Below are 23,486 nucleotides of genomic sequence, written 5' to 3'. Positions count from 1 at the left end.
GAGGGAAACATGGTTGCATTCCTGCTCAGACGTTTTTCGCAGAGTATCATATTGCTGGTGATTGTTTCGATCCTGGGTTTTGTGGTGCTCAACCTGATTCCGGGCGGGCCTTTGGCGCAATACGCGCTTGACCCCGGCATGAACCAGGACGACCGCACCCGGATTGCCGCGCAGATGGGGTTGGACCGGCCGCACTGGGTGCAATATTTCGACTGGGCGTGGCGGTTGCTTCAGGGCGACTGGGGCACATCATTCCGTGACGGAAACCCGGTTCTGACCGTGATTTCACGGCATGTGCCTGCGACTTTGCTGCTGATGGGTTCGGCAACGGTAATCGCGGTGTCCATCGGCACATGGATTGGCATTCGCGGTGCGACGCATCGCTACTCGGTCTTTGATTATGTCGCAACGGTGGCCGCCATGATCGCGCTGTCCATCCCCACCTTCTGGTTCGGGCTGATCGGTATCTATTTCTTTTCGCTGCGGCTGGGCTGGCTTCCGGCAGGGAACATGTACACCATCGGCGATGGGTCGTTGCTGAACTATCTGCACCACCTGATCATGCCTTCGGTGGTGCTGGCGCTGGTGCATATCGCGATCTGGAGCCGCTTCATGCGCACGGCCACGCTGGATGCGATCAGCCAGGAGTTCGTCAAGACAGCCCGCGCCAAGGGCGTGCGCGAACGGCGCGTGATCATGAAACATGTCGTGGGCAACGCGCTTTTGCCGATGATCACGCTGGCAGGGGTGCAACTGCCTTCGCTGCTTACCGGCGCGCTGGTGACGGAAACAGTCTTCACCTGGCCGGGCATGGGGCGGTTGTTCCTCGATAGTCTGGGTTACAGCGACTATCCTGTGGTAATGGGCCTGTTGATGTTCTCTGCCATTCTTACCATTTCCGCCAATTTCATTGCCGATGTCGTAGTGGCGTTGGTCGACCCGCGCATTCGTCTGGCCTGATCGCAGACCCAGAGAGAGAGGCATCACCATGACCACGCTAACGGCAACCCACATCCCCCCCACGCGCTGGTGGCAGAGCCGCGTCGTGCGCCGGTTTTTCGGCAACAAGCTGGCGCTGCTGGGGTTGATGATGATCACCCTGCTGACATTCGCCTGTGTCGTCGGACCCTATCTGTTGCCAAACGATTCACTTTACGTGGACCTTCGGGCACGGTTTTCCCCGCCCTTCACCGGGAATTACTATCTTGGCACCGATCCGCTGGGGCGCGATATCGCGGCGCGGTTGCTCATGGCAGGGCGGATTTCGCTGATGGTGGGCTTCTTCGCGATGCTGCTGGCCACGCTTCTGGGCGCTGTGATTGGTGTGATCGCCGGTTACAGCGGCGGCTGGCTCAATGCGCTGCTGATGCGCACGGTGGATGGGTTCCTGTCCTTTCCGACAATCTTTCTGCTGCTGGCGCTGGCGGTGGCGCTGAAACCCAGCCCGATTATGATCACGATCATCATCGCCCTGACCGGCTGGATGGAGGTGGCGCGCATTGTCGAGGCAGAAGTACGTTCGTTGAAAGAGCGTGAATTCGTTCTTGCAGGGCGTATGCTGGGGCTGGGGCAGGCGCATATCATGTTCCGTGAAATCCTGCCCAATGCTATGGGGCCGATCATCGTTGCGGCAACCCTGACTGTCGCCCGCGCGATCCTGCTGGAAGCCTATATCAGCTTCCTTGGTTACGGTATCCAGCCGCCGCTGCCCAGCTGGGGCAACATGCTGAACGGGGCGCAGCAATATCTGGGCAGCGCGCCCTGGCTGGCAATCATCCCCGGTGCGGCCATCACCATTGCCGTGACCAGTTTCAACTTCATCGGCGACGGTCTGCGCGATGCGCTTGACGTTCGCAATGACAACCTCTGAGAGGCACCAGTGAACACGCAGCCACGTTCAGCCGAGAAAACAACACCCTACTGGTGGGAAGCAGCGCCGGTAGGACCAGCGCCTGACCAGTCCCTTGCGTCAAGCGTCGATGTGGCGATCCTGGGCGCGGGTTATGCGGGGTTGTCGGCCGCGCTGACACTGGTCCGGGCAGGACGTTCGGTCGCGGTATTTGATGCAATGAACCCCGGCGAGGGGGCGTCTTCGCGGAATGGCGGTATCACCTCGGGCGGTATCCGCCCAAGCTTCGCGACGCTGACGCGCAAGTTCAGTGAAAAGACCGCATTGGAGATAGAGGCCGAGGGCAAGCGCGCGCGCGAATTCCTGTATGACTTTCTGCAAGACGAAGGGATCAACTGCGATTTCAAGCTGACCGGGTTGTTTCGCGGCGCACTGGGCTATGATCAGTATGACGACATGGCCCGCAGTGCCGAAGGGCTGGCCAGGCGGCTGGGCGTTGAGTCCTACGCTGTCCCCCATGCAGAGCAGCGCGACTATATCGGCACGGATTTCTATCGCGGCGGTGTGGTGCGCAAGGATATCGGCGGGCTGCATCCGGCGAAATTTCATGCCGGATTGCTGCGCGTGGCGCTGGCCGCAGGCGTTGCGGTGCATTCGCATACCCCTGTCAGCACAATCGCGCGTGATGGCGCGCGGTTTGAGGTGACCTCGGCGGCAGGAAAGATCACGGCGCAGCAGGTTCTGGTCTGCACCAACGGTTATACAGACAGCGCGGCGCCCTTTTTGCGCCGCCGTCTGGTGCCGGTACGCAGCCGGATCATTGTGACGGAAGAACTGGCGCCCGATCTGATGGCGCGGCTGATGCCGAAGGGCATGATGATGGGCGAGAACCGGCAGCTGGGCTTCTACTACCGCCCGACGCCAGACGGCACGCGCGTCCTTCTGGGCGGACGTGACAGCAGTTGGGTGGGCGACCCGGTCGCGCCCACACTGCGCCTTCGTGACGGGCTGGTGGAACTGTTCCCCGAGCTGAAGGATGTCCGGCTGGCACATAGCTGGTTCGGAAATGTGGCGATGAACCGCGATATGCTGCCCCGCCTGTTCGAGCGCGACGGCGTGGTCTATGCCAGCGGCTTTTGCGGCTCGGGCGTGGTCTGGGCGCCCTGGCTGGGCCGGAATGCCGCGCTGCGTCTGATGGGCGACAAATCGCATGGGCGCACTGTTTTCGATTTCCGCCCACCTGCGGCGGTCCCTTTCTACAATGGAACCCCCTGGTTCATCCCGGCGCTAATCAGGGGCTTTGGCCTTCAGGACCGCTTCGCGTTCTGGCGCGCGCGGCGCTAGAGCGTCTCAGCCTTTTTCTGAATCGAAAGGGGATTCGCAAGTTGTGCATGATATGATTCAGAATCCATACTGGTGAAGGAGGCCAGCATGGATGACGAAACCGTATTCAGACGACCTTCGGGAACGTGTTGTCGCAGCGATGCAGTCGGGGACGAGTTGCCGTAGTGTTGCCGCGCGGTTCGGGGTTGCGCCGTCAAGCGTGGTGAAATGGACGCGGCGTGTGGCGCAGACCGGATCGGTAAGCCCGGCGCAGATGGGCGGCTATCGGCGCCCCATTCTTGAACCGCACCGTGACTGGCTTCTGGATCAGGTGCGGGCCTGTCCGCATATCACGCTCGCGCTGCTGCAAGAGATGCTGGCCGGGCGCGGGATCACGGTGAGCCACGACACCGTCTGGCGCTTCCTGCGCGGCTGCGGGTTCAGCTTCAAAAAAAGACAATGGTCGCCGACGAGCGCGAGCGCCCGGACGTGAAGCGCCGCCGCGACAGGTGGCAACGCCATCAGGGGCGCATTGATCCGACGCGGCTGGTCTTCATCGATGAGACCTGGGTAAAGACAAACATGGCCCCACTGCGGGGCTGGGCACCCAAAGGCGAACGCTTGCCCGGCGCGGCTCCCTTCGGGCATTGGAACACCTCGACCTTCATCGCCGCCCTGCGCCATGACCGGATTGATGCGCCTTGGGTCTTTGATGGCCCCGTAAATGGCGAAATTTTCCGGACCTATGTTGAACGCATTCTGGTTCCGACCCTGCGCGCTGGCGATGTGGTCGTGATGGACAATCTCGGGAGTCACAAAAGTCAGGCTGTGCGGCAAGCGATCCACGCCGCCAGTGCCCACCTTCTGTTCTTGCCGCCATACAGCCCAGACCTGAACCCCATCGAACAGGCCTTCGCCAAACTCAAACACTGGATACGCACCGCCGCTCCCCGCTCGCGCGACACGCTCTGGCGCTCCGTCGGAACGATCCTCAACCGCTTCACTCCCGACGAGTGCGCCAACTATCTCAGGAACGCAGGCTATGCTTCCGTGTAAACCTGAAATGCTCTAGCCGGTTCAGCCGTGAGCATATTACTGTTGACCAAGGCGCAGGTGGAACAGCCTGATTATATGGGCCTGCAACTGCCGCCCCGGGTGCACCGCGCGCGAATCCACATAAAGACCGGACCATCCAGAAGGTTGAATCTACGACAGGATTATCCATAGTTGTGACCATCGCTGTAGTCGTATGTCAGGGGCATTTTGTTCTGATCCCGTAGCGGATTCAGGTGAACCTGCCGCGCAAGTTACGCTACTATCAGGGAAAAGGGCAGACAGGTCAGATCGGAACAGAACTGGGCTGGATCAACGGGAGAGATGCAGATGCACAATCGTGCCGGTCGTCAGGGTGGTGATTTGCTGCAAGGCCATAACCCTGCAATATCGCCGATGGAAGAAGGGGAAGATACCCTTCGGATAGACAACTATCAGGCGCAGATTGTACCGGTCTCCCTTCAGTTGCGCGCCCATTTGCACGAACTTACGGTCAGCGTTTTCTGGCCGCATCGCGTGAATGATCTGGAATTTCTTATAGATCATGGACAAGGCTACATCGCGCTTGATGAGATTGGCCGCCCTGTTGGCGCTGCCATGCATTTTCCTATGGGCAATGATTTTGCGACGCTCGGCATGATGGTAACGCCACCGCGTTTGCAGGCGCAGGGGGGTGGGCGTTGGTTGCTCCGGCGGATCATGCGTGATTGTGACGGGCGCGACCTGCGGCTGAACGCTACGCGGTCTGGCTATCGGCTTTATAAGAATGCTGGTTTTGTCGATGTTGCGACTGTTTTTCAGCATCAGGGGGTCGTGGGGGCCGTACCGAAGCTTGATGCCTTGCCAGGTATGGAATTGACCCCTGTCACGGCGGACGATACCGCGGCCATTGCGGATATGGACGCACAGGCTTTCGGGGCGGACCGTCGCACAGTCATCCACGCGCTGACATGCGTATCAAGCGGTTTGATCGCGACGCGCAGCGGGCGGCCCTGCGGCTTCGGGCTGATGCGCCGGTTCGGCAAGGGGCATGTTATCGGCCCGCTGGTCGCTGAATCAGAGGAGATGGCGATGCAGATTGCTGCACAGCTGATGCGTCAGGCACAGGGCGGGTTTCTGCGGTTGGACACACCATGCAGTGGCCAGCTGTTGACCGGGTTCATGAATGCTGCGGGAACGCCATTGTTCGACACGGTGACCGAAATGCGGGTCGGTCCGCACCGTCGCGCAAGCGAAGGACTGCAGACCTACGGGCTTGCGGCGCATTCGCTGGGCTAGGCTGCAATCGCATCAGGTGCAAAGAGCACCTTTGACGGATTGTTTTGTGGCCTGAAGGGGGGCGCCGTCCTTGATTCCACGTCTTTGGGCGTTCTCTTCAGGCTGACAGGTGATCAGCACTTTCGCCTGAATCTGACGTGATCAAGTGACAGAACACGCCTTGCAAACGGGAAACAGGTTTGCTGACAGCGTCGCTGTGCTCAGGACAGCCGATCCTTCAGCCTGAACCACATACCGGCCAGTGGCAGGAACCACGGCTTGCCATTCAGCGCCGGAACGGCGGGCCAGTCTAGCCCCTCCAGGGGGTTGGTATGCCTGCGGCCCATCGCAAGGTCGGCCAGTACCTGCCCCAGCAGGGTGGAGAGCTGCGCGCCGTGGCCGGAGTATCCCATGGCATAGATCATCCCGTCCGCTTCGCCCGCGCGGGGAAAGCGGTCGCGCGTCATGCCGACCAGCCCGCCCCAGCAATATTCTATATCAACATCGGCCAGATGTGGGAAAATCCCTGCCAATGCCGCGCGCAGGATATCGCCGGATTTCGCGTCAGACCGCTGGTCCGAAACCGCAGAAAAGCGCGCCCGTCCGCCAAATATCAGTCGGTTATCCGGTGCGAGGCGGAAGTAGTTGCCAAGATTGAGAGAGGTCACGCAGGTCCGGTTGCCGGGCATTGTGGCGGCGACCTCTTCCCGGTCAAGCGGGCGCGTGGCAATGATGAAGGAAGCCACCGGGATGATGCGCTGGCGGAAATAGCCCAGTGGCGCATTCGGCACCTGCGCTGAATACGCCCCGGTTGCAGCAATTACCGTATCCGCGTGAAGCTGCCCGCGCGGCGTATCAAGCGCCCAGCCGTCACGTGTCCTTGTCCGGCCTGTGACCGGCGCGTTTTCCCATATGGTGGCGCCATGACGATGGGCCGCCCCTGCAAGCCCAGTCAGATAGCGGCCCATATGCATCATTGCGGATTTTTCAAAGAGCGCCGCGCCATGGAATTCCGCAGAGCCCACCTCATCAGCCAGATCCGCGCGTTCCAGCCAGCTTGTGGCCGGATCAACCTCGCGCGCGATCAGTTCCTGATTGGCCCTGAGCGCCGCCACATGCGACAGTTTCGACGCCAGTTTCAGCTTGCCCGCACGACGGAAATCGCAGGCGATATCTTCCTCTGCGATGATCTCCTGGATCAGATCAATGGAGCGGTCATAGGCGCGGTAGAGTGTCTGCGCACGCTCCGCGCCCAGATGCGCCTTGGCATCGGCATAGCCATGGGCGATGCCATTGTTCAGATGCCCGCCATTGCGCCCCGACCCACCGGCACCGACATGGGCGGCGTCCAGCACCGCGACTCTCACGCCCTGTCGTGCCAGTTCGCGCGCGGCATTCAGGCCGGTGAAGCCCGCGCCGATCACTGCCACGTCGAAACGGCCCGCGACCGGACCGTCCTGCCCGCTGCCGAATGCGGGCGCCGTGTCATGCCAGTAGGACAGGTATTTCATCACTCACAGCCCCAGCACGCCAGGCAGGCCCGAGATATCGGCCACTTCGGTATAGCCGTAATACGGGTTCGCCGGTTCATGACCCCGATTGACCCAGACTTTATGGGTGATGCCAAGATCATGCGCGGTCATCAGGTCATAGCGGAAGGAGGAGGAGACATGCAGAAAATCCTCGGGTCCAGCGTTCAGCGTGTCGAACATATACTCAAAAGCCCGCATATGTGGCTTATAGGCCCCCGCGCTTTCGGCGGTCAGGACATGGGTGATGGGCGCGCCAAGCTTCGCGATATTATGCGGGATCTGGGCGTTCATCGAATTTGTCAGCGCGACCAGCGGGATTTCTTTGGCGACCCTGGCCAACCCTTCGGGCACATCGGGGTTCGGTCCCCAGGTCGGCACGCGGTTATAGATATCTTCGGCGACAGCCGGATCGAAGGCCAGGCCATTGCGTTTGCAGGTGCGTTCCAGCGCGTTGTGGACGACCTCGGAATAGGGTTTCCAGTCCTGCATCACCTCGTCCAGCCGATAGGCCGAGAAATCACGGATGAAGGCATCCATCTGCTCTGGCGAAAGCTGCGCGCCGAAATGGTCGCGGGCCGCGCCGGCCATGTCGAAATAGATCATGGTGCCGTGGCAGTCGAAGCTGACGAATTTGGGGCGGAAGGTCATTGCAATCTCCGGTTTGTGGTGATGTCCCATAATCGGCGCTGTTGCACGACAGAGCTTGCTGCGTTCGCCGGATCAAACGCAGGAAATTGCGATTCTGTGCACGTCTGCGGCACAGCCTGCCGACAGACGCCGAAACAAGGGTGACATACATCCGCGTGTATCGGGCATGGTCATGGCAGGATACGCCAGAGGAAAGACACCCCATGACCACCGAATTTCTGACCCCGGAAGCAATGCTGGCGCGGCTTGTCGGTTTCGACAGTGTGGTCGGGCGTCCAAATGCCCCGATCGTGGGGTTTGTCCGGGACTGGCTGGCGGGGCATGGCGTGCATGCCCATGTGTTGCCAGGCCCGGAAGGCGACCGTGCGAACCTGTTTGCAAGTATCGGCCCCGCAGACAGGCCGGGCTATGTGCTTTCTGGTCATCTGGATGTGGTGCCAGCGGGCGAGCCGGGCTGGCAGGGTGATCCTTTCATCCTGCGCGACGTGGCCGGACGGCTGATTGGGCGCGGGGCCTGCGATATGAAGGGCTTTGTTGCAGCGGCCCTTGCCATGGTGCCGGAACTTGTACGGATGGATTTGCAGGCACCGATACATCTGGCACTCTCTTATGATGAGGAGGCTGGCTGTCGGGGCGTGCCGCATCTTCTTGCCGCGTTGCCGGGTCTGTGCGCACCCCCCGAAGGGGCGATCATCGGCGAGCCGTCGAACCTGACACCTGTGCTGGCGCATAAGGGCAAGGCGGCCATCCGGCTTGTGGCCCAGGGGGTGGCCGGGCATTCATCGCGCCCTGATCTGGGGGCGAATGCTATTCATGCGATGGTTCCTGTGCTGTCCGCCACCGTGGCGCAGGCAGAGGTATTGCGCACCGATGCACAGGATGCGCGGTTTGAACCACCCTGGTCCAGCCTGCAGATTGGCAGGATGTCAGGTGGACAGGCGCTTAACATCATCCCCGAATCCGCCATGGCAGAGATAGAGGCGCGCGCCATTGCCGGTGTCGATCCAACAGCGGTTCTGGCACCTGTCATTGACGCTGCCAGGGCTGCCGGGGTCGGGGTCGAGCATCTGGCAAGCTATCCTGCGCTGGCGCTTGACCCTGATCATCCGCTGGCCGGGATGATTGCCCGGCTGGCCGGGAAAACGCCGCTTGGGGCGGTAAGTTACGGTACAGAAGCCGGGCTTTTTCAGGCCGCCGGTATTGCCGCGGTGATCTGTGGTCCGGGCGAGATTGGCCGCGCCCACAAACCCGAGGAATACCTGACCCGCGACGAGTTGCAGGCCACCTGCGTGCTGATCCGGCGGCTTGGCGAAAGCCAGCGTGGGTGACGGCATTTTCTGCGGCCCGTCTGTCCGGAGGCGGCCGCAAACTGCCGCCGCGATACGTGATCTAGCGGAAACTGCTGCTTCGTCTGGTCTAGTTATTATGAAAAGCCATAGAGAACCCAGCAATGACCCGACTTGATATCCCCGCCCCGACCACTGTCGAAATTGTGCCCTTCACCGAACAGCATATGCCCGGCGCGCTGGCCCTGTCGCAGGCCGAAGGCTGGCCGCACCGGCACGAGGACTGGGCATTGTCGCTGTCCGTGTCGCAAGGGGTTGCAGCGGTCGGGGATGGGCGTGTGCTCGGCACGGCGCTGTGTTCACTGCACGGACCTGTGGCCACGCTGAACCTGATCATCGTCGATGCGGCCATGCGCGGGCGGGGCTTGGGACGGCAGATGATGCAGCGCGTCATCGAATTGGCCGGGGATCGCGAAATGCGCCTTGCCGCCACTGAAGAGGGCAAGCCACTTTATCGCAAGCTTGGTTTCCGGGATTATGATCAGATCGTGCAACTTCAGGGCGTGGCAACTGCAGCGCGTCCCAAGCAGGTTGTGCATGCCGGTGCTGTCGATACCGGCATTCTGGCCGGGATGGACAGTGACGCCAGCGGGATGGAGCGCGCAGCACTTCTTGCGCGGATCGCGTCCAATGGCGTGACGCTCAGCACCGACGGCGGTTTCGCCTTGCTCCGCTCCTTTGGCCGGGGTCATGTGCTGGGGCCTGTGGTGGCACGGGATGCGACCGCGGCACGGTCGCTTTTCGCAGCGGGTGCCACGCGGATGGCCGGGCAGTTCCTGCGTATAGATGTGTTCGAATCACATGGGCTGGCTCCTTATGTCGAATCGCTTGGCCTGAGCATGGTGGTGGGTTGTACGGCGATGGTGCATTCACCACGGCAGCGCCCTGCATCCAACTATCAAACCCACGCCCTTGTCTCGCAAGCCCTGGGCTGATGATCGGAGCGCATCTATGTTGACCAAGCCCCCCCTTTCGAACTCCCTGGTTGAACTGGACCGGCGGCATCTTATCCATCCGGTCTCGTCCTTCCGGGGCCATGAGGCGCGCGGAGTGCGCATCCTTACGTCGGCCAGTGGCGCGACTGTCACCGATTCCGAAGGCCGACAGCTGATTGACGGGTTTGCCGGGCTATGGTGCGTGAATGCAGGCTATGGGCATGAAAGCGTGATTGAGGCGGCGGCACGTCAGATGCGCGCGCTGCCCTATGCCACGGGCTATTTCGACCTTGGCGCTGAAGCACCGGTTCGTCTGGCCGCAGCCCTTGCCGAACGTGCGCCGGGTGATCTGAACCATGTTTATTTCACCTTGGGTGGCTCGGATGCGGTGGACAGTACAATCCGTTTTATCCGCTATTACTGGCATGCTCGTGGCCAACCGCAGCGCGACCAGTTCATCTCCGTTGCGTCGGGCTATCATGGGTCGACCAGCATGGGCGCGGGGTTGACGGCGCTGCCGCTTTTTCATGACGGCTTCGGCGTGCCCTATAGCTGGCAGCACAAGATCGCCTCGCATGATCTTTACCGCAACCCGCATGCCGATGATCCGCAATCGGTTATTTCCACATCGGTTGCAGAGCTGCGCGCCAAGGTGGCCGAAATCGGCGCAGAGCGGGTCGCGGCCTTCTATGTGGAGCCGATTCAGGGCTCTGGAGGGGTGCTGGTGCCACCACCGGGCTGGATCAAGGCAATGCGCGAGGCATGCCGCGATCTGAGCATCCTGTTTGTGGCGGATGAGGTGATCACCGGCTTTGGCCGCACCGGCCCGCTTTTCGCCTGCGAGGATGACGGCATCGTGCCCGACCTGATGACGGTGGCCAAGGGGTTGACCTCTGGCTACCTGCCGATGGGCGCAGTGCTGATGTCCGATCACGTATATGAGGTGATCGCCGAGGGCGCGGGCGCGAAGGCGGTCGGGCATGGCTTTACCTATTCGGCGCATCCGGTCTGCGCGGCAGTGGCACTGGAGGTTTTGTCGCTTTACGAGAGTGGTCTTCTGGAGAATGGGCGCGCTATGGGTGCGCGGCTTCAGGCCGGACTCGCCACGCTTTGCGATCATCCGTTGGTCGGTGACGTGCGCGGCCGCGGTATGCTGGCTGCGGTCGAACTGGTCACCGATAAGGCCGAGAAAACCCCGCTGCCTGCGGAACTGAACGCGGCGACACGGCTTTTTGACCGCGCCTGGGATCAGGGGCTGGTGGTCCGGGCCTTTGCGCAAGGGGTATTCGGCTATGCCCCACCGCTTTGCTGCACGGCCCCGGAAATCGACGCGATTGTGGAGCGCACCCGCAAGGTGCTGGATCTGACGTTGGAGGATCCCGAAATCCGCGAGGTGCTGCGCTGATGGCCCTGTTGTATCTGTCCACATCTGCGCGCCTGCCTGTCTGGAAGACGATATTCAACGAGGCTGGCGTGACGCTTATTGCGGGCGAAGACGCGGTCAACGACCCGCTGGAGGTAACGGCGATTGCCTGCTGGACACCGCCTGCGGACCTGACCCGCTATCCGAATTTGCGCGTGGTCCTTTCGGTGGGTGCGGGGGTGGACCATCTGCCTCCGATGCCACAGGGCGTGGCGCTGGCCCGGACACTGGCACCGGGGATCGAGGCGATGGTGCGCGACTGGGTCGTGATGGCCACGCTGATGCTGCATCGCGACATGCCGAAATATCTGGATCAGGGGCGCGGGGGCCTGTGGCAGGGACATCCGGTGCGGCTGGCTTCCGCGCGGCGCGTGGGCATTCTGGGCATGGGGCGGATCGGCGGGCTGGTCGCGGACAGTCTGTCGGCGCTTGGCTTCGACGTGGCGGGACTGTCCCGCTCGGGTCAGGGGGGGGCGGTGCCGCTTTTCACCGCCGAACAGACCGGTGCGTTTTTTGCGCGCAGTGATCTGCTGATCTGCCTGCTACCGCTTACTGATGCAACACGCGGAATCCTGGGCGCGCGCACTTTCGCCGCGCTGCCCCGGGGCGCAGGGCTGATCCATGCAGGGCGTGGCGCGCATCTTGATATGCAGGCTTTGCGCGCGGCACTGGAGGGGGGGCAGCTTTCCGCTGCGATGCTTGATGTGACCGACCCCGAACCACTGCCCCGGGATCACTGGCTCTGGCGCGACCCGCGCGTCATCATCACGCCTCATGTCGCGGCCCAGACCGACGCGACCGAGGGCGCGCGCCATGCGCTGGCGGTAGTGCAGGCGTTGCGCAGCGGCGCGCCCCTGCCGGGGCTGGTAGATCAGGCGAAAGGGTACTGAGGGCGTACCGTGCCCTCAGTCGTGATCCTCAAATAGCCGTGACAACGGGATATGCTGCTTGGTGAAGGGCGATTTCAGCACCACGAAGCTGAAATACTTGTCGATGCCCAGATTCCGGTCGACCAGCCCTTCCATGATCGACTGATAGTCATCGATCCCGGCGGTGACGAATTTGACCAGATAATCATATCCACCGGAAACAAGGTGGCATTCCACACAGCTGTCAATCTGCGCCAGCGCTTCCTGGAACCGGGCGAAATCGATCTGGCGGTGGTTCTTCAGCGTGAATTCGGTAAATACTGTCAGTGTGGGGCCAAGGCGCGCAAGGTCAATCTGGGCGGAATAGCCCGTTATATAGCCCGCCTGCTGAAGCTTCTTCACCCGCATCAGACACGGCGAGGGGGAAAGATTGACTTCTTCAGCCAGTTCCACATTGGTAATGCGGCCATTGCGCTGAAGAACCGCGAGGATCCTTATGTCGATCCGGTCAAGTTTATATCCAGGCGTCATGGTCTTTCCTCGCGCCGATGCTGGGCGTTTCAGGCCGCAATGGCGGCAGCTTCACACCATTTCATTTAGCATCGAGTTTCAACAGGAAATGCTGTTTCCATCCTCTATTGCGGAACATTCCGCCGCGTTGGTGCATATAGCATCGGCGAAACGAATAAAGGTAACCCCATGACTGCGCCGTGTCTTGCAATCGCCACCCCGGATACATTGCCCGCTGAAGCCGATTGCGTTGTGATCGGCGCAGGTATCGTCGGGGTTTCTGTGGCTTATTGGCTGGCGCGCGCCGGGCAGAAGGTGGTGCTGGTCGAAAAGGGTGCCGTGGGCGCAGAGCAATCCAGCCGGAACTGGGGCTGGTGCCGACAGCAAAACCGCGACGCGCGCGAATTGCCGCTTTCCACACGAAGCCTTGCACTATGGGAAGAGATGGGCGCGGATATTGGCGATACGCTGGGGTTTTCACGCTGCGGGCTGCTTTATCTTTCGAATGACGAGGCAGAGATCGAAGGCTGGGCGAAATGGGGGCGTTTCGCGCGGGGCGCTGGTGTGGATACCCGCATGCTAAGCGCGGCAGAGGCCAATCAGCGCGGCGCTGCGACGGGGCAGCGCTGGAAGGGCGGCGTCTGGTCGCCCACGGACGGCATGGCCGATCCGGTGCGCGCCGCGCCCCTGATCGCAAAAGCGGTAATGAAACATGGTAGCCATGTGGTGCAGAACTGCGCGGCGCGTGGTGTTGAACTGGCCGCCGGTCGCGTCTGTGGCGTTGTGACCGAGGCCGGGGTTATCCGAACGCCCGTCGTCGTGATGGCTGGCGGGGCCTGGGCGAGCAGCTTTGTGTATCAGCTGGGCATCCGGTTTCCGCAGGCATCGGCGCGCAGCTCTGTCCTGTCACTGGCACCGGGTGCAACGGGTCTGCCGGACGCGCTGCACACTGCGCCTGTATCTGTCACCCGCCGCGGCGACGGGGGCTATATGCTGGCGATATCCGGTAAGGCCAGCCTGGACCTGACGCCCGGCGCGCTGACGGGAATACGGGACTTTCTGCCGATGTTTGCGCGGCGCTGGCGCCTTCTTCGACCGGGTGGGGCACAAGGCTGGGCCGCCGGTTTTGAGACGCGCCGCCGTTGGGCGCTGGACCGTCCCACCCCGATGGAACGGACGCGCATCCTTGATCCCCGCCCCTCGGCACAAGTGATCGCGCAGACGCTGGCGCGTGCCCGCGCCCTGCTGCCCGCACTGCGCGACGTCCCGGTGCAGGACACATGGGCGGGCTATATTGACAGCACCCCGGACGGCGTGCCGGTGATCGATGCTGAAATCGGGATTCCGGGCCTTGTACTGGCGGCGGGGCTTTCGGGGCATGGCTTTGGCATCGGGCCAGGTGTGGGCCATCTGGTGGCCGATATGGTGCTGGGCCGCGCACCCATTACCGAGACCGCACAATACAGGCTGTCGCGTTTCGGACGCAGCCAGTGGGGCAAGGTGGCCGACTTCTAACGCGCAGCCCGGTCTGAGCAGTGCAAGGACCGGGAAATCGCGCAAGATCAAACCAGGGGGGCGGCAAGCCGATGCAACGGAAATGCCGCCGATTCCAGACCAGAACGGAGAGAATGATGACCACGTACAGACTGGCCCTGATCCCGGGCGACGGGATCGGGGTAGATGTAAGCGACGCGGCAATGGCTGTCGTACAGGCAGCCGCGCGCAAACACAGCTTCGATGTTCAGGCGACTCGCCTGGACTGGTCCTGCGCGCATTACCTGCGCACCGGCGAGATGATGCCCGCTGACGGGATCGAGACACTGCGCGGGTTCGACGCGATCTATCTTGGTGCGGTCGGCTGGCCCGAGACAGTGCCGGATTCAGTGTCGCTGCACGGTTTGCTGCTGCCGATCCGCAAGGCGTTCAACCAGTATGCCAATATCCGCCCCCATCGTCTGTTGCCCGGGGTGGAGGGGCCGCTGCGGTCAACCGGGTTCGATATCCTGTGCATCCGCGAGAATACCGAGGGCGAGTATTCCGGCGCAGGGGGTCGTGTGCATCAGGGCAGGGACAATGAAGTGGCCGTGGAAACCGCGATCTTCACCCGTGCGGGGGTTGAGCGCATCCTGCGGTTTGCCTTCGATCAGGCGCGGGCGCGACGTGGACATGTGACTTCGGTGACGAAATCGAATGCGCAGAAATACTCGATGGTCTTCTGGGACGAATTGACGCGCGAGGTGGCCGCCGACTACCCGGATGTGTCAGTAAGCATGATGCATGTTGACGCCATGGCCGCAAAGATGGTGATGGCGCCCGAAAGCCTCGATGTGGTGGTGGCCTCGAACCTTTTCGGCGATATCCTGACCGATCTGGGCGCGGCTATTCAAGGCGGGCTGGGCTTTGCGGCATCGGCCAATATCTGCCCTGATGGCAGCGGTCCGTCGATGTTTGAACCGGTGCATGGTTCCGCCCCCGATATTGCGGGCAAGCGCATTGCCAATCCGATTGCCGCGATCTGGTCCGCTGCGCTGATGCTTGAGCATCTGGGGCAGGCCCGCGCCGCAAACGAAATCCTTGCCGCAATCTCGGTCGCTACAGCGCAGCACATCGGCACTGTACCGGGCCGCGATTCCACTGACACGATCACAGCGGCGATCCTCGCCGCATTGGAGGACCACGCATGAACCTGCAAGACCCCGATCTTTTCCGCAACGCCGCCCTGATCGATGGTGTCTGGCTGGCGCGCCCTGATATGGCCGTAACCAACCCGGCCACAGGTGAAATTCTGGGCAAACTGCCCGACTGCACAGCGACAGAGACCCGCGATGCCATCGATGCCGCAGAGTGCGCGATGCGTGACTGGCGTGCGCGCACCCATGCCGAACGTGCTGATCTGCTGATGCGCTGGTATCACCTGATGCTGGAGCATGCAGAGGATCTGGCGCAGATCATGACTGCCGAGCAGGGCAAACCCCTGTCGGAAGCGCGGACTGAAGTGACCTATGGTGCAAGTTTCGTGCGCTGGTTCGCCGAAGAGGCCCGCCGCATCAATGGCAAGATTATCCCCTCACCCGTGGCAGGCAAAAAGATCTTCGCGATGAAGGAACCGGTGGGTGTCTGCGCGATCATTACGCCGTGGAACTTTCCCATCGCGATGATCACGCGCAAGGTGGCGCCGGGGCTGGCGGCAGGGTGTACCATGGTTATAAAACCGTCGGATTTCACGCCCTATTCCGCGCTTGCGCTGGCCGTCCTAGCGGAGCGTGCGGGCATTCCGGCCGGTGTTCTGAACGTTCTGACCGGCAAGCCCGAAGCGATCGGCGCCGCGCTGACCGAAAGCCCGGTGGTGCGCAAGCTGTCCTTCACCGGTTCGACCCGTGTCGGCGCGCTGCTGGCGCAACAATGCGCGCCTACGCTGAAGCGGCTGAGCCTTGAGCTGGGTGGCAATGCACCTTTCGTGGTTTTCGACGATGCCGATCTGGACGCAGCGGTAGAGGGGGCCATGCAGTCGAAATTCCGCAATGGCGGGCAGACCTGCGTTTGCGCCAACCGCATCATGGTGCAATCAGGCATCCATGACGCTTTCGTGGCAGCACTTGCGGCGCGAGTCGATGCGCTGAAGGTGGGCGCGGGAACGGAACCTGATGTCGATATAGGCCCTATGATCAATGCCGCCGCCATCGAGAAGATCACTGCGCATGTCACGGATGCGCAGGCGCTAGGCGCAACCCGCGTGACCCGCGCACGCAATTTGCCGGAACAATACGCCGATCCGGTGGTGCTGGCGGGCGCGACGACCGCGATGTGCCTTGCATCAGAGGAAACCTTCGGCCCGGTTGCGCCGATCTTCCGGTTTGAAACGGAAGCCGAGGCGCTGGCGCTGGCCAATGGCACGCCCTTTGGCCTCGCCGCCTATTTCTACACAACCAACATGGTGCGTGCATTTCGTTTCGGCGAGGCGCTGGAATTCGGCATGGTCGGGCTTAACACCGGGGTTCTGAGCAATGAGGTTGCGCCCTTCGGCGGGGTCAAGGCCTCGGGGCTGGGGCGCGAGGGCGCGCAGGAGGGGATAGAGGAATACCTTGAAACCAAGGCGCTACATTTCGGCGGGCTGTGACGCACGCGGATCACCAGTTGCTGAAGCGTGGCCAACACATGTGGCAGGAACTCGTCATTGTCGCGCCATTGATTGCGGCGACAATGGCGGCGCGCGTTCTGACCTTCCGCATTGAACCCTTCGATGAATTGCTTGTCTGTCAGTTTGGCAGGGCGCGCGAAGTCGCGGGTGACGCCGCGGCGACAGGCCCAGACATTGTTCGGGCCGACCGCCTTGGCCCGGTCATCACGCAACTTCGCCTTCACCAACGGGAAAATCCGTGACTCACGCTGCCTGAAATCCGGGGATTGGTTCGGTATATTGCTGCCGGGCCAACGGCTGGCACCGAAGGGTCGCGTATACCGGTTCCCCGTTTTGCGCGACCTGTTTTGTTCAGGGCGCGCGGGTGCTGTATCTGCCAAGTGGTGCAAGGATGTCACGCACGATGCCGCGCAGCCAGACATGTGCCGGATCAGCTGTATGGCGCAGGTGCCAGATCATGCAGATCTGTGGCGGAATTATCGTTACCGGCGGGGAATAGAGGCTGATTCCTGCGCTTTGCGCGCGATGTTCAGCAAGGTCGCGCGGAAAGAGGGCGATGAAATCGCTCGTCGCGACAACCTGCAATACCCCCTCGAACACCGGCACTGACATCACCACCCGACGCGCGCGCCCTTCGCGTTCAAGCGCGGCGTCGCCAAGGCCCTGAAACCTGCCATCGGGCGAGCAGAGCACATGACCAAGCGCGCAGAACAGATCAATCGGGATGCTGTCGCCCGGCGCTATACCTGCTGTCGCCAGTGCAGGATGGTCATGGCGCGCGATCACGGTAAACTCCGCCCGGAACAGCGGTTCATGCGCAATCCAGGCGGGAAAAGGATGTTCCGGCAGCAAGGCGAGGGCGACATTCTGGCGTTCGAGGGCTTCGGCGTAATGGTCGGGAACCAGATCGACAAGCTGCAACCGCACCCCGGGTGCTTCGCTTTGTAAGCGCGCGCCAAGTTCCGGCATCAGCATGGTGGCGAAAAAATCTGTCCCGGATATGCGGAAATCAAGTTTCGCCCGGGCCGGATCGAAGCGGTGCGCGCCTGCAAGAACCCTTTCAAGATCTTGAAGAACCTCTTTCAGTGGCCCTTCAAGCGCGGTCGCATAACTGGTTGGAACAAGCCCCTGTCCCTGCCGGACGAAAAGCGGATCTCCCAATGCATGGCGCAACCGTCCCAGCGCCGCTGAAACCGCCGGTTGGGAAAGGCCAAGTTTGCGCCCCGCGCCCACAGTCGAACCTTCGCGCAGCAAGGCGTCAAGAACACGCAGCAGGTTCAGATCGAAACCCGAGATATTTGTCATATGGATATTCTATATTCGATCAATCGATTTAACAAATCATCTGTCTTGGGGCACACTTATTCGCAGCACCTCTTGTGTGTGCCCGGACTGCAAGTTCACGTCACCAACCTGAAAGGAGGACACCCCGATGAAACCGCGCATTGTTTTGCTGTCTGCCGCCTGCGTTGCTCTTGCTGCGCCTGCCGTAGCTGATGACCTGTCGCATCTGCCACTTCTGTCCGATGTCGCGCCGAATGCGGTCGCAATCAGCCCGCATGTGCCACATATGGGCGCGCATTGGGCAGAACCTGCAAACCTGCCACTGGGACCGATTTATTGCGTGATCGATGACCGGGTGGTTTGTGTTGAATACATGTTTCTGGCCAGCGATCTGGCAGCCGGTACGGATTGGACTGACATCTCTCCCGGGATGGAGACCCCGGCGGTTACCCGGATTGACATGGAATACAAAGCTGATGGCGTAGGGCCGTTTCAGGAACCCCTTTACCAGATTCACCTCTACTTTGCCGATGCCCATGTGCTTGCCGCGCATTAACGCATGTTTAACCGATTTCGGGTCGTCTGTATCCTGCGGTCTGATGCGTTTACCGGACGATGAAAGGTTTGTCGCGCGGCCCGGGCAGAAAATCATTTGCGGGATCAGGCAACTGGCCTGACGGTCGTTCTGTGTCTTCCGCTGGCGCTGCATCCTCAGCGCCAGCCAGTGGTGTTTCCGGGGTTAGCGGATCTGGTTCCAGCGTGCCTCAATAGTGCTGGTGACAGTTTCCGCAGGGGTGCCGGTTACGAAATCAACCATGCCGGTCCAGAAAGCCGATGTGCCGATTTCGCCGGGCATCAGGTCAGAACCGTCGAAGCGGAATGTCGTGGCGCTGATCAGGATTTCCCCCAGCGCGCGCTGCGTGGCCGAGGCATAGGCGTCCGGATTGGCACCCATATGCGCTGTCAGGAATTGTTCCTGCGCGATGGCCACTTCATGCGCGAAGGGCGTTTTCAGGAATTCCAGAAAGCCCAGCGTCACGTCGCGGTTGTTGGTCGCAGATACCAGACCGCCTGACCCCATGATCGGCTTGCCCAGATCGCGGCTTTCATATGCAGGGAAATAGAAGAAATCAACATCTTCTCCCACCTGCACCCCGGCAGGAAAGAAACTGGGAATGAAGGATGCCTGTTTGTGCATCAGGCAATCGGGCGGGAAACTGAATAACCCGTCCGGGCTGTCGCGGAAATCGACGGAGGCCACGCCAGACGGACCGCCATCCACAAAAGCGTTATTGAGAACAAACCAGCCGAATTCCGCGAACGCTTCAATCACGCGCGGATCATCGAAGGGCATGTCATTGCTGACCCAGTTGTCATAAACCTCTACCGGGTGCAGCCGCAGCATAAAATCTTCGATCCAGTCTGTGCCGGGCCAGCCTGTTGCCGCACCGGAGCCCAACCCGATGCACCATGGCGTCAGACCGTCGTCGGCAATCTGTTGCGTAAGGTCGCGCAACTCTTCCATGCTCTGAGGAATATCATAGCCGTTCTCTTCGAAATTTTCGGGCACATACCAGACCAGCGATTTCACATCAGTACCGAAAAAGATGCCATAGACCGCCGCTTCACCATCCGGGCCGGTGAAGGTTGCAAGATCGGCCCAGCTTTCACCCGCCGCAAAAGTTTCACGATACCAATCCGCCGTTTCGTCGGGCAATGCCTGCAGATTGCCCGCTGCGGCCATGTCGCGTGCAAGGCCGGGCTGGGGGAACATGGCGATGTCGGGTGCGGAATTGGCCTGGAACCCGATTACGATATCCTGCTCGAAACTGTCAGACCCCGACAATGCGACATTCGCCCCGGTCGCCGCGTTGAAATAGGCGATCATGTTGTCGAGCTTGGTTTTGTCTTCGCCTGTCGAGGATCCGGCGATGCGCAGGGTCTGGCCGGAATAGTCATGCGCTTCGCTGAAGGCGGTGTAACTATCCCAGGTGAACGGCCCTTCGCCCTGCGTGAACAAAATATCTGATGCATTGCCCGCGCTGCACGGCAACAGCGCGATCAGGCATAGCGCGGGTGTACGGAACCTGCGGGCAGGCGGTGTCATCTGGGTCATGGTGTTCATCCTCCTCATGCAGCCAAGATATCCTGTCACAACAACCGAAACGTTTCGGCTAATGCCATAAATGAGCGATTCGGTCAAACCAATTCAACTGAAACTAACGCTGAGAGGGGGGCTGCACCGAATTGCGCTGCACCAGCCGGACGGCCAGCATTCTGGATTGGGTAGGGGCACGCCGGTCAGAAATTCGCGCAAGCAGAACATCTGCAAGGGGCTCAAACGCATCGGCAATCGCAGATTCCGTAACAGTCAGGGCAGGCACGAAATCCGCTGAGGGATGACGCGGCAGACCATCGTCATGGGCGATAACAGAGATATCGGTGCCAACGTGCAGGCCGTGCGCGGAAATCGTGGCGTAGATCCCGGCAGCCAGCATTGTGTTGCCCGCGATGACGGCGGTGGGCCGGACCGAGGTATCAAGCAAGGCGGCCATAATCTGACTGCCGACAAGTTCTGTCATCGGAACCTGATGCACAAGTTGCGGATCGAATGGCAGTCCGCCGGTTTCCAGCGCGGCCCTGTAGCCGCGCAACCTTGCTGCGCTGAAGGCGGCTTCGGCTGGCCCGTCCACAAGTGCGATCCGGCGGTGCCCGAGCGTCATCAGATGGGTTGTCAGCATATTACCAACCGCATGATTGTCGATGTCCACAAAAGGATAATCCGGCGCTGTCCGGTCGCGCCCATGAACGGCAAAAGGTACGCCTTCATCCGTCAGAAACGCGATCCGCGGATCCGCCGCGGATTGCGGATTGACGACAATAAACCCCTCTATCAATCCGCTGCGCGCGAGCTTGGCATAGGTGTCCACAGGGTCAGCCCCTTCGGGCATTGCATGCACGATCAACTGGGTATCACGGCGCGCGAAAACAGTGGAAAGGCCGATAACACCCGCCATCAACACATCCGGCACATCGCGTTCAGCCGCAGTATCGATAACCATCGCCACAATGCCCGAACGCCCGGATTTCAGCATCCGCGCAGAGCGGTTGGCGCTATAGCCAAGTTCGCGTGCAGCTTCTGCGACACGCTGCTTCGTGGCCGCGCTGACATCATCATGCCCATTCAGCGCGCGGCTCACCTGTGTGACCGAGATACCCAGATGTTTGCTCAGATCGCGCAGGGTTGCCATGTCTGTCCCTTTTCCATTCGTCAGCCATATAGGATTGGACAGCGGATTTCCAATCTGTTATCACAGCCCGAAACGTTTCGGTAATGCTTTCGGAGGCGCATCAATGACACTCTCAGAAGATTGGTGGCGACACGCTGTAATCTATCAGATCTACCCGCGTTCGTTTCAGGACGACAATGGCGACGGAATTGGCGATCTGCGCGGAATCACGCGCAGGCTGGGTCACGTGGCCGCGCTTGGCGTGGATGCAATCTGGATATCGCCCATCTTCACGTCGCCCATGGCGGATATGGGGTATGATGTGGCCGACTACTGCGACATCGACCCGCGTTTTGGCACGCTTGCGGATTTCGACGCGCTGGTGGCGCGGGCGCATGAACTGGGGCTGAAGGTCATCCTTGATCAGGTCTATTCGCACAGTTCAGACCAGCATCCGTTCTTCGTTGAAAGCCGGTCGTCGCGCGACAACTCCAAAGCCGATTGGTATGTCTGGGCCGATCCCAGACCGGATGGCATGCCCCCCAATAACTGGCAAGCCATCTTCGGTGGCCTCGCCTGGGAATGGGATGTGCGCCGCAAGCAGTATTATTTTCATAACTTCCTGAAGGAACAGCCGGACCTGAACCTGTACAATACGCAGGTGCAGGACTGGATCATTTCGGTTCTGCGCTTCTGGCTGGATCGCGGGGTTGACGGGTTCCGGCTGGACGCGATCAACCATGCATTTCACGATCCGGCGCTGCGCGACAACCCCGTTGACATCCGCCATAAGACCGGGCCGGATTTCCGAACCTATGATATGCAATACCCTATCCACAGCAAGAACCAGCCCGAAGCACTGATCTTCTTGGAACGGCTGCGCAGCGTGCTGGATGAATATGACAATCGCGCCTTTATCGGCGAAATCGGCGAGGCCCATCATCCGGCGGAGGTGCTTATTCAGTACACATCTGGCAAGCGTTTGCACATGGCCTATAACACAGCGCTGATGACGCGGGCATTCAGCCCCGACCTGTTTGAGCGCGAGATACGCGCGATCATGGATGACCCCCGTGGCGGCTGGCCGTGCTGGGCGTTCAACAGCCATGATTTCATGCGCCATGTGTCACGCTGGTCTGAACACGCCGCGCAGGAAGCAGATTTTGCGCGCATGACTGCGGCCCTGTTATTGTGCCTGCCCGGTTCCGTTTGCATTTATCAGGGCGAGGAACTCGGCTTGCCACAGGCCGAACTGGACTATAGCGAACTTGCCGACCCGGAAGGGCTGACCTTCTGGCCTGACAATCCGGGCCGCGATGGCTGCCGGACCCCCATGCCGTGGACCGCTTCTACCCCACATGGCGGTTTTTCAACATCCGCGCAGACATGGCTGCCCGTGAAACCCGTACATCTGACCCTTGCACGCGACCTGCAGGAACGCGATCAGGATTCCGTCCTGAATTTCTATCGCCGGATGGTTGGTCTCCGGCGTGAAACACCGCATCTGAACACGGCAGAGACCAAATTTCTGCAGATTTCGCCCTCTGTTCTTGCAATGTGCCGTGGCAATGGCCTGATCTGCCTGTTTAACTTCGATACTAGGCCTCAGATCCTTAGTGGCGCGATGTTCGAGGACATGTCCCGCCGGAGAATGGTTCTGGCACAATCGGCCAGAACAACCCCGGAAGGTGGAATTGAACTGCAAGGGAATGGGTTCATTTTGTTCGAGCAATTGCCAGACAGCGTCTGATGGTCCGGGTATTGCGACTACTGGCCAGTTGCCTTGCCGGCCCACCTTATAACTGGCAAGTCCTTCGATAGCTCGGCTATGTATGGCATATGGGCATTGCCAAGTTGTTTGGGACGGCTGATTTGGGTAGATGTTGAGGCATGAAGGTACCACCGTCCATGCCGCGCCTGAAAGGCTTTCGTTTCCCACGTAAGATTGTCGCCTACGCTGTTTGGGCCCACCACAGGTTTGCCCTCAGCACGGCAGATGTTGAGGATCTTCTGGCGGAGCGGGGCGTCATCGTCAGCCGCGAAACCGTCCGCCTCCGGGTTAATCGCTTTGGTGTGTATTTCGCCGCGT

The 23,486-nt window shown here is 60.9% G+C and carries 21 protein-coding genes and 1 pseudogene; 16 read left to right on the top strand and 6 right to left on the bottom strand.

What is annotated here, in order from left to right; genetic code table 11:
• The first annotated feature begins 9 nt into the window (after positions 1-9).
• From PUT78_RS18135 to PUT78_RS18115, 5 genes are all read left to right on the top strand, one after another.
• On the top strand, positions 10-960 hold the full coding sequence (locus PUT78_RS18135; protein WP_274353684.1) for an ABC transporter permease: 951 nt from the start codon (positions 10-12) through the stop codon (positions 958-960).
• A gap of 28 nt (positions 961-988) precedes the next feature.
• Positions 989-1,870: an ABC transporter permease gene (locus PUT78_RS18130; protein ID WP_274353683.1), complete on the top strand. Its 882-nt coding sequence runs from the start codon at positions 989-991 to the stop codon at positions 1,868-1,870.
• Positions 1,871-1,879: 9 nt separating this feature from the next.
• A complete protein-coding gene (locus tag PUT78_RS18125; RefSeq protein ID WP_274353682.1) occupies positions 1,880-3,193 on the top strand; it encodes an NAD(P)/FAD-dependent oxidoreductase in 1,314 nt (437 codons plus the stop codon).
• 91 nt (positions 3,194-3,284) lie between these two features.
• Positions 3,285-4,228, top strand: a protein-coding gene (locus PUT78_RS18120; RefSeq protein ID WP_274353681.1) for an IS630 family transposase whose coding sequence is annotated in 2 segments (ribosomal slippage) — positions 3,285-3,620 and positions 3,623-4,228 — 942 coding nt in all. Because the reading frame shifts where the segments join, the coding sequence is not laid out codon by codon here.
• Between the two features lie 327 nt (positions 4,229-4,555).
• On the top strand, positions 4,556-5,503 hold the full coding sequence (locus PUT78_RS18115) for a GNAT family N-acetyltransferase (protein WP_274353680.1): 948 nt from the start codon (positions 4,556-4,558) through the stop codon (positions 5,501-5,503).
• Positions 5,504-5,703: 200 nt separating this feature from the next.
• On the opposite strand, the gene PUT78_RS18110 is transcribed toward PUT78_RS18115, so the two are convergent.
• Together PUT78_RS18110 and PUT78_RS18105 are read right to left on the bottom strand one after the other, a co-directional pair.
• Complete coding sequence (locus PUT78_RS18110; protein WP_274353679.1) at positions 5,704-6,993, bottom strand: NAD(P)/FAD-dependent oxidoreductase; 1,290 nt, start codon at positions 6,991-6,993, stop codon at positions 5,704-5,706.
• A gap of 3 nt (positions 6,994-6,996) precedes the next feature.
• Positions 6,997-7,662 carry a haloacid dehalogenase type II gene (locus PUT78_RS18105; protein ID WP_274353678.1) on the bottom strand — a complete coding sequence of 222 codons (666 nt, stop codon included), beginning with the start codon at positions 7,660-7,662 and terminating at the stop codon, positions 6,997-6,999.
• Positions 7,663-7,865: 203 nt separating this feature from the next.
• Between PUT78_RS18105 and argE the strand changes: the two genes are divergently transcribed.
• From argE to PUT78_RS18085, 4 genes are all read left to right on the top strand, one after another.
• Complete coding sequence (argE, locus tag PUT78_RS18100) at positions 7,866-8,990, top strand: acetylornithine deacetylase (protein ID WP_274353677.1); 1,125 nt, start codon at positions 7,866-7,868, stop codon at positions 8,988-8,990.
• Positions 8,991-9,112: 122 nt separating this feature from the next.
• Complete coding sequence (locus tag PUT78_RS18095) at positions 9,113-9,943, top strand: GNAT family N-acetyltransferase (RefSeq protein ID WP_274353676.1); 831 nt, start codon at positions 9,113-9,115, stop codon at positions 9,941-9,943.
• Positions 9,944-9,959: 16 nt separating this feature from the next.
• Positions 9,960-11,348 (top strand): aminotransferase class III-fold pyridoxal phosphate-dependent enzyme, encoded by a 1,389-nt coding sequence (locus PUT78_RS18090; protein ID WP_274353675.1) that lies wholly within the window; start codon positions 9,960-9,962, stop codon positions 11,346-11,348.
• Entirely contained in the window at positions 11,348-12,256 is a 909-nt protein-coding gene (locus PUT78_RS18085) for a 2-hydroxyacid dehydrogenase (protein ID WP_274353674.1), read from the top strand. Before PUT78_RS18090 ends, PUT78_RS18085 begins: the two co-directional genes overlap by 1 nt.
• A gap of 15 nt (positions 12,257-12,271) precedes the next feature.
• Here the strand turns inward: PUT78_RS18085 and PUT78_RS18080 are convergent, their stop codons facing one another.
• The gene (locus tag PUT78_RS18080; RefSeq protein WP_274353673.1) at positions 12,272-12,766 is read right to left on the bottom strand and encodes an Lrp/AsnC family transcriptional regulator; all 495 of its coding nucleotides are present in this window, start codon (positions 12,764-12,766) and stop codon (positions 12,272-12,274) included.
• A 168-nt stretch (positions 12,767-12,934) separates the two neighbouring features.
• On the opposite strand from PUT78_RS18080, the gene PUT78_RS18075 reads away from it, so the two are divergent.
• The 4 genes from PUT78_RS18075 to PUT78_RS18060 all read left to right on the top strand — a co-directional run bounded on the left by PUT78_RS18075 (position 12,935) and on the right by PUT78_RS18060 (position 17,125).
• Positions 12,935-14,260: an NAD(P)/FAD-dependent oxidoreductase gene (locus PUT78_RS18075; RefSeq protein ID WP_274353672.1), complete on the top strand. Its 1,326-nt coding sequence runs from the start codon at positions 12,935-12,937 to the stop codon at positions 14,258-14,260.
• A gap of 113 nt (positions 14,261-14,373) precedes the next feature.
• A complete protein-coding gene (locus tag PUT78_RS18070; protein ID WP_420793521.1) occupies positions 14,374-15,429 on the top strand; it encodes a tartrate dehydrogenase in 1,056 nt (351 codons plus the stop codon).
• Complete coding sequence (locus tag PUT78_RS18065) at positions 15,426-16,862, top strand: NAD-dependent succinate-semialdehyde dehydrogenase (protein ID WP_274353670.1); 1,437 nt, start codon at positions 15,426-15,428, stop codon at positions 16,860-16,862. Before PUT78_RS18070 ends, PUT78_RS18065 begins: the two co-directional genes overlap by 4 nt.
• A 38-nt stretch (positions 16,863-16,900) precedes the next feature.
• Positions 16,901-17,125 carry a hypothetical protein gene (locus tag PUT78_RS18060; protein WP_274353669.1) on the top strand — a complete coding sequence of 75 codons (225 nt, stop codon included), beginning with the start codon at positions 16,901-16,903 and terminating at the stop codon, positions 17,123-17,125.
• 109 nt (positions 17,126-17,234) lie between these two features.
• On the opposite strand, the gene PUT78_RS18055 is transcribed toward PUT78_RS18060, so the two are convergent.
• The gene (locus PUT78_RS18055) at positions 17,235-18,188 is read right to left on the bottom strand and encodes a LysR family transcriptional regulator (RefSeq protein WP_274353668.1); all 954 of its coding nucleotides are present in this window, start codon (positions 18,186-18,188) and stop codon (positions 17,235-17,237) included.
• Positions 18,189-18,315: 127 nt separating this feature from the next.
• Between PUT78_RS18055 and PUT78_RS18050 the strand changes: the two genes are divergently transcribed.
• Positions 18,316-18,723 (top strand): hypothetical protein, encoded by a 408-nt coding sequence (locus PUT78_RS18050; RefSeq protein WP_274353667.1) that lies wholly within the window; start codon positions 18,316-18,318, stop codon positions 18,721-18,723.
• Positions 18,724-18,906: 183 nt separating this feature from the next.
• Here the strand turns inward: PUT78_RS18050 and PUT78_RS18045 are convergent, their stop codons facing one another.
• Together PUT78_RS18045 and PUT78_RS18040 are read right to left on the bottom strand one after the other, a co-directional pair.
• On the bottom strand, positions 18,907-20,274 hold the full coding sequence (locus tag PUT78_RS18045; RefSeq protein ID WP_420793523.1) for an ABC transporter substrate-binding protein: 1,368 nt from the start codon (positions 20,272-20,274) through the stop codon (positions 18,907-18,909).
• A gap of 112 nt (positions 20,275-20,386) precedes the next feature.
• Positions 20,387-21,418, bottom strand: coding sequence for a LacI family DNA-binding transcriptional regulator (locus PUT78_RS18040; RefSeq protein WP_274353665.1), 1,032 nt, complete (start codon positions 21,416-21,418; stop codon positions 20,387-20,389).
• Between the two features lie 103 nt (positions 21,419-21,521).
• Here PUT78_RS18040 and PUT78_RS18035 point away from each other — a divergent pair, with 103 nt between their 5' ends.
• Together PUT78_RS18035 and PUT78_RS18030 are read left to right on the top strand one after the other, a co-directional pair.
• Positions 21,522-23,147: an alpha-amylase family glycosyl hydrolase gene (locus tag PUT78_RS18035; RefSeq protein WP_274353664.1), complete on the top strand. Its 1,626-nt coding sequence runs from the start codon at positions 21,522-21,524 to the stop codon at positions 23,145-23,147.
• 140 nt (positions 23,148-23,287) lie between these two features.
• A pseudogene (locus tag PUT78_RS18030) lies at positions 23,288-23,486 on the top strand (IS6 family transposase); the annotation flags it as partial.

This window comes from Roseinatronobacter alkalisoli, from assembly GCF_028745735.1.
Lineage (GTDB): Bacteria > Pseudomonadota > Alphaproteobacteria > Rhodobacterales > Rhodobacteraceae > Roseinatronobacter > Roseinatronobacter alkalisoli.
This window is presented reverse-complemented; position numbering and strand designations above follow the sequence as displayed.

What these genes read in the sequence shown, in the direction of transcription:
- PUT78_RS18060 (WP_274353669.1), top strand. Translation starts at nt 16,901, where the DNA reads ATGTGGCAGGAACTCGTCATTGTCGCGCCATTGATTGCGGCGACAATG.
- PUT78_RS18075 (WP_274353672.1), top strand. Translation starts at nt 12,935, where the DNA reads ATGACTGCGCCGTGTCTTGCAATCGCCACCCCGGATACATTGCCCGCT.
- PUT78_RS18090 (WP_274353675.1), top strand. Translation starts at nt 9,960, where the DNA reads ATGTTGACCAAGCCCCCCCTTTCGAACTCCCTGGTTGAACTGGACCGG.
- PUT78_RS18065 (WP_274353670.1), top strand. Translation starts at nt 15,426, where the DNA reads ATGAACCTGCAAGACCCCGATCTTTTCCGCAACGCCGCCCTGATCGAT.
- PUT78_RS18070 (WP_420793521.1), top strand. Translation starts at nt 14,374, where the DNA reads ATGATGACCACGTACAGACTGGCCCTGATCCCGGGCGACGGGATCGGG.
- PUT78_RS18045 (WP_420793523.1), bottom strand. Translation starts at nt 20,274, where the DNA reads ATGACACCGCCTGCCCGCAGGTTCCGTACACCCGCGCTATGCCTGATC.
- PUT78_RS18115 (WP_274353680.1), top strand. Translation starts at nt 4,556, where the DNA reads ATGCACAATCGTGCCGGTCGTCAGGGTGGTGATTTGCTGCAAGGCCAT.
- PUT78_RS18130 (WP_274353683.1), top strand. Translation starts at nt 989, where the DNA reads ATGACCACGCTAACGGCAACCCACATCCCCCCCACGCGCTGGTGGCAG.
- PUT78_RS18105 (WP_274353678.1), bottom strand. Translation starts at nt 7,662, where the DNA reads ATGACCTTCCGCCCCAAATTCGTCAGCTTCGACTGCCACGGCACCATG.
- PUT78_RS18055 (WP_274353668.1), bottom strand. Translation starts at nt 18,188, where the DNA reads ATGACAAATATCTCGGGTTTCGATCTGAACCTGCTGCGTGTTCTTGAC.
- PUT78_RS18040 (WP_274353665.1), bottom strand. Translation starts at nt 21,418, where the DNA reads ATGGCAACCCTGCGCGATCTGAGCAAACATCTGGGTATCTCGGTCACA.
- PUT78_RS18050 (WP_274353667.1), top strand. Translation starts at nt 18,316, where the DNA reads ATGAAACCGCGCATTGTTTTGCTGTCTGCCGCCTGCGTTGCTCTTGCT.
- PUT78_RS18135 (WP_274353684.1), top strand. Translation starts at nt 10, where the DNA reads ATGGTTGCATTCCTGCTCAGACGTTTTTCGCAGAGTATCATATTGCTG.
- PUT78_RS18035 (WP_274353664.1), top strand. Translation starts at nt 21,522, where the DNA reads ATGACACTCTCAGAAGATTGGTGGCGACACGCTGTAATCTATCAGATC.
- PUT78_RS18080 (WP_274353673.1), bottom strand. Translation starts at nt 12,766, where the DNA reads ATGACGCCTGGATATAAACTTGACCGGATCGACATAAGGATCCTCGCG.
- argE (WP_274353677.1), top strand. Translation starts at nt 7,866, where the DNA reads ATGACCACCGAATTTCTGACCCCGGAAGCAATGCTGGCGCGGCTTGTC.
- PUT78_RS18095 (WP_274353676.1), top strand. Translation starts at nt 9,113, where the DNA reads ATGACCCGACTTGATATCCCCGCCCCGACCACTGTCGAAATTGTGCCC.
- PUT78_RS18110 (WP_274353679.1), bottom strand. Translation starts at nt 6,993, where the DNA reads ATGAAATACCTGTCCTACTGGCATGACACGGCGCCCGCATTCGGCAGC.
- PUT78_RS18085 (WP_274353674.1), top strand. Translation starts at nt 11,348, where the DNA reads ATGGCCCTGTTGTATCTGTCCACATCTGCGCGCCTGCCTGTCTGGAAG.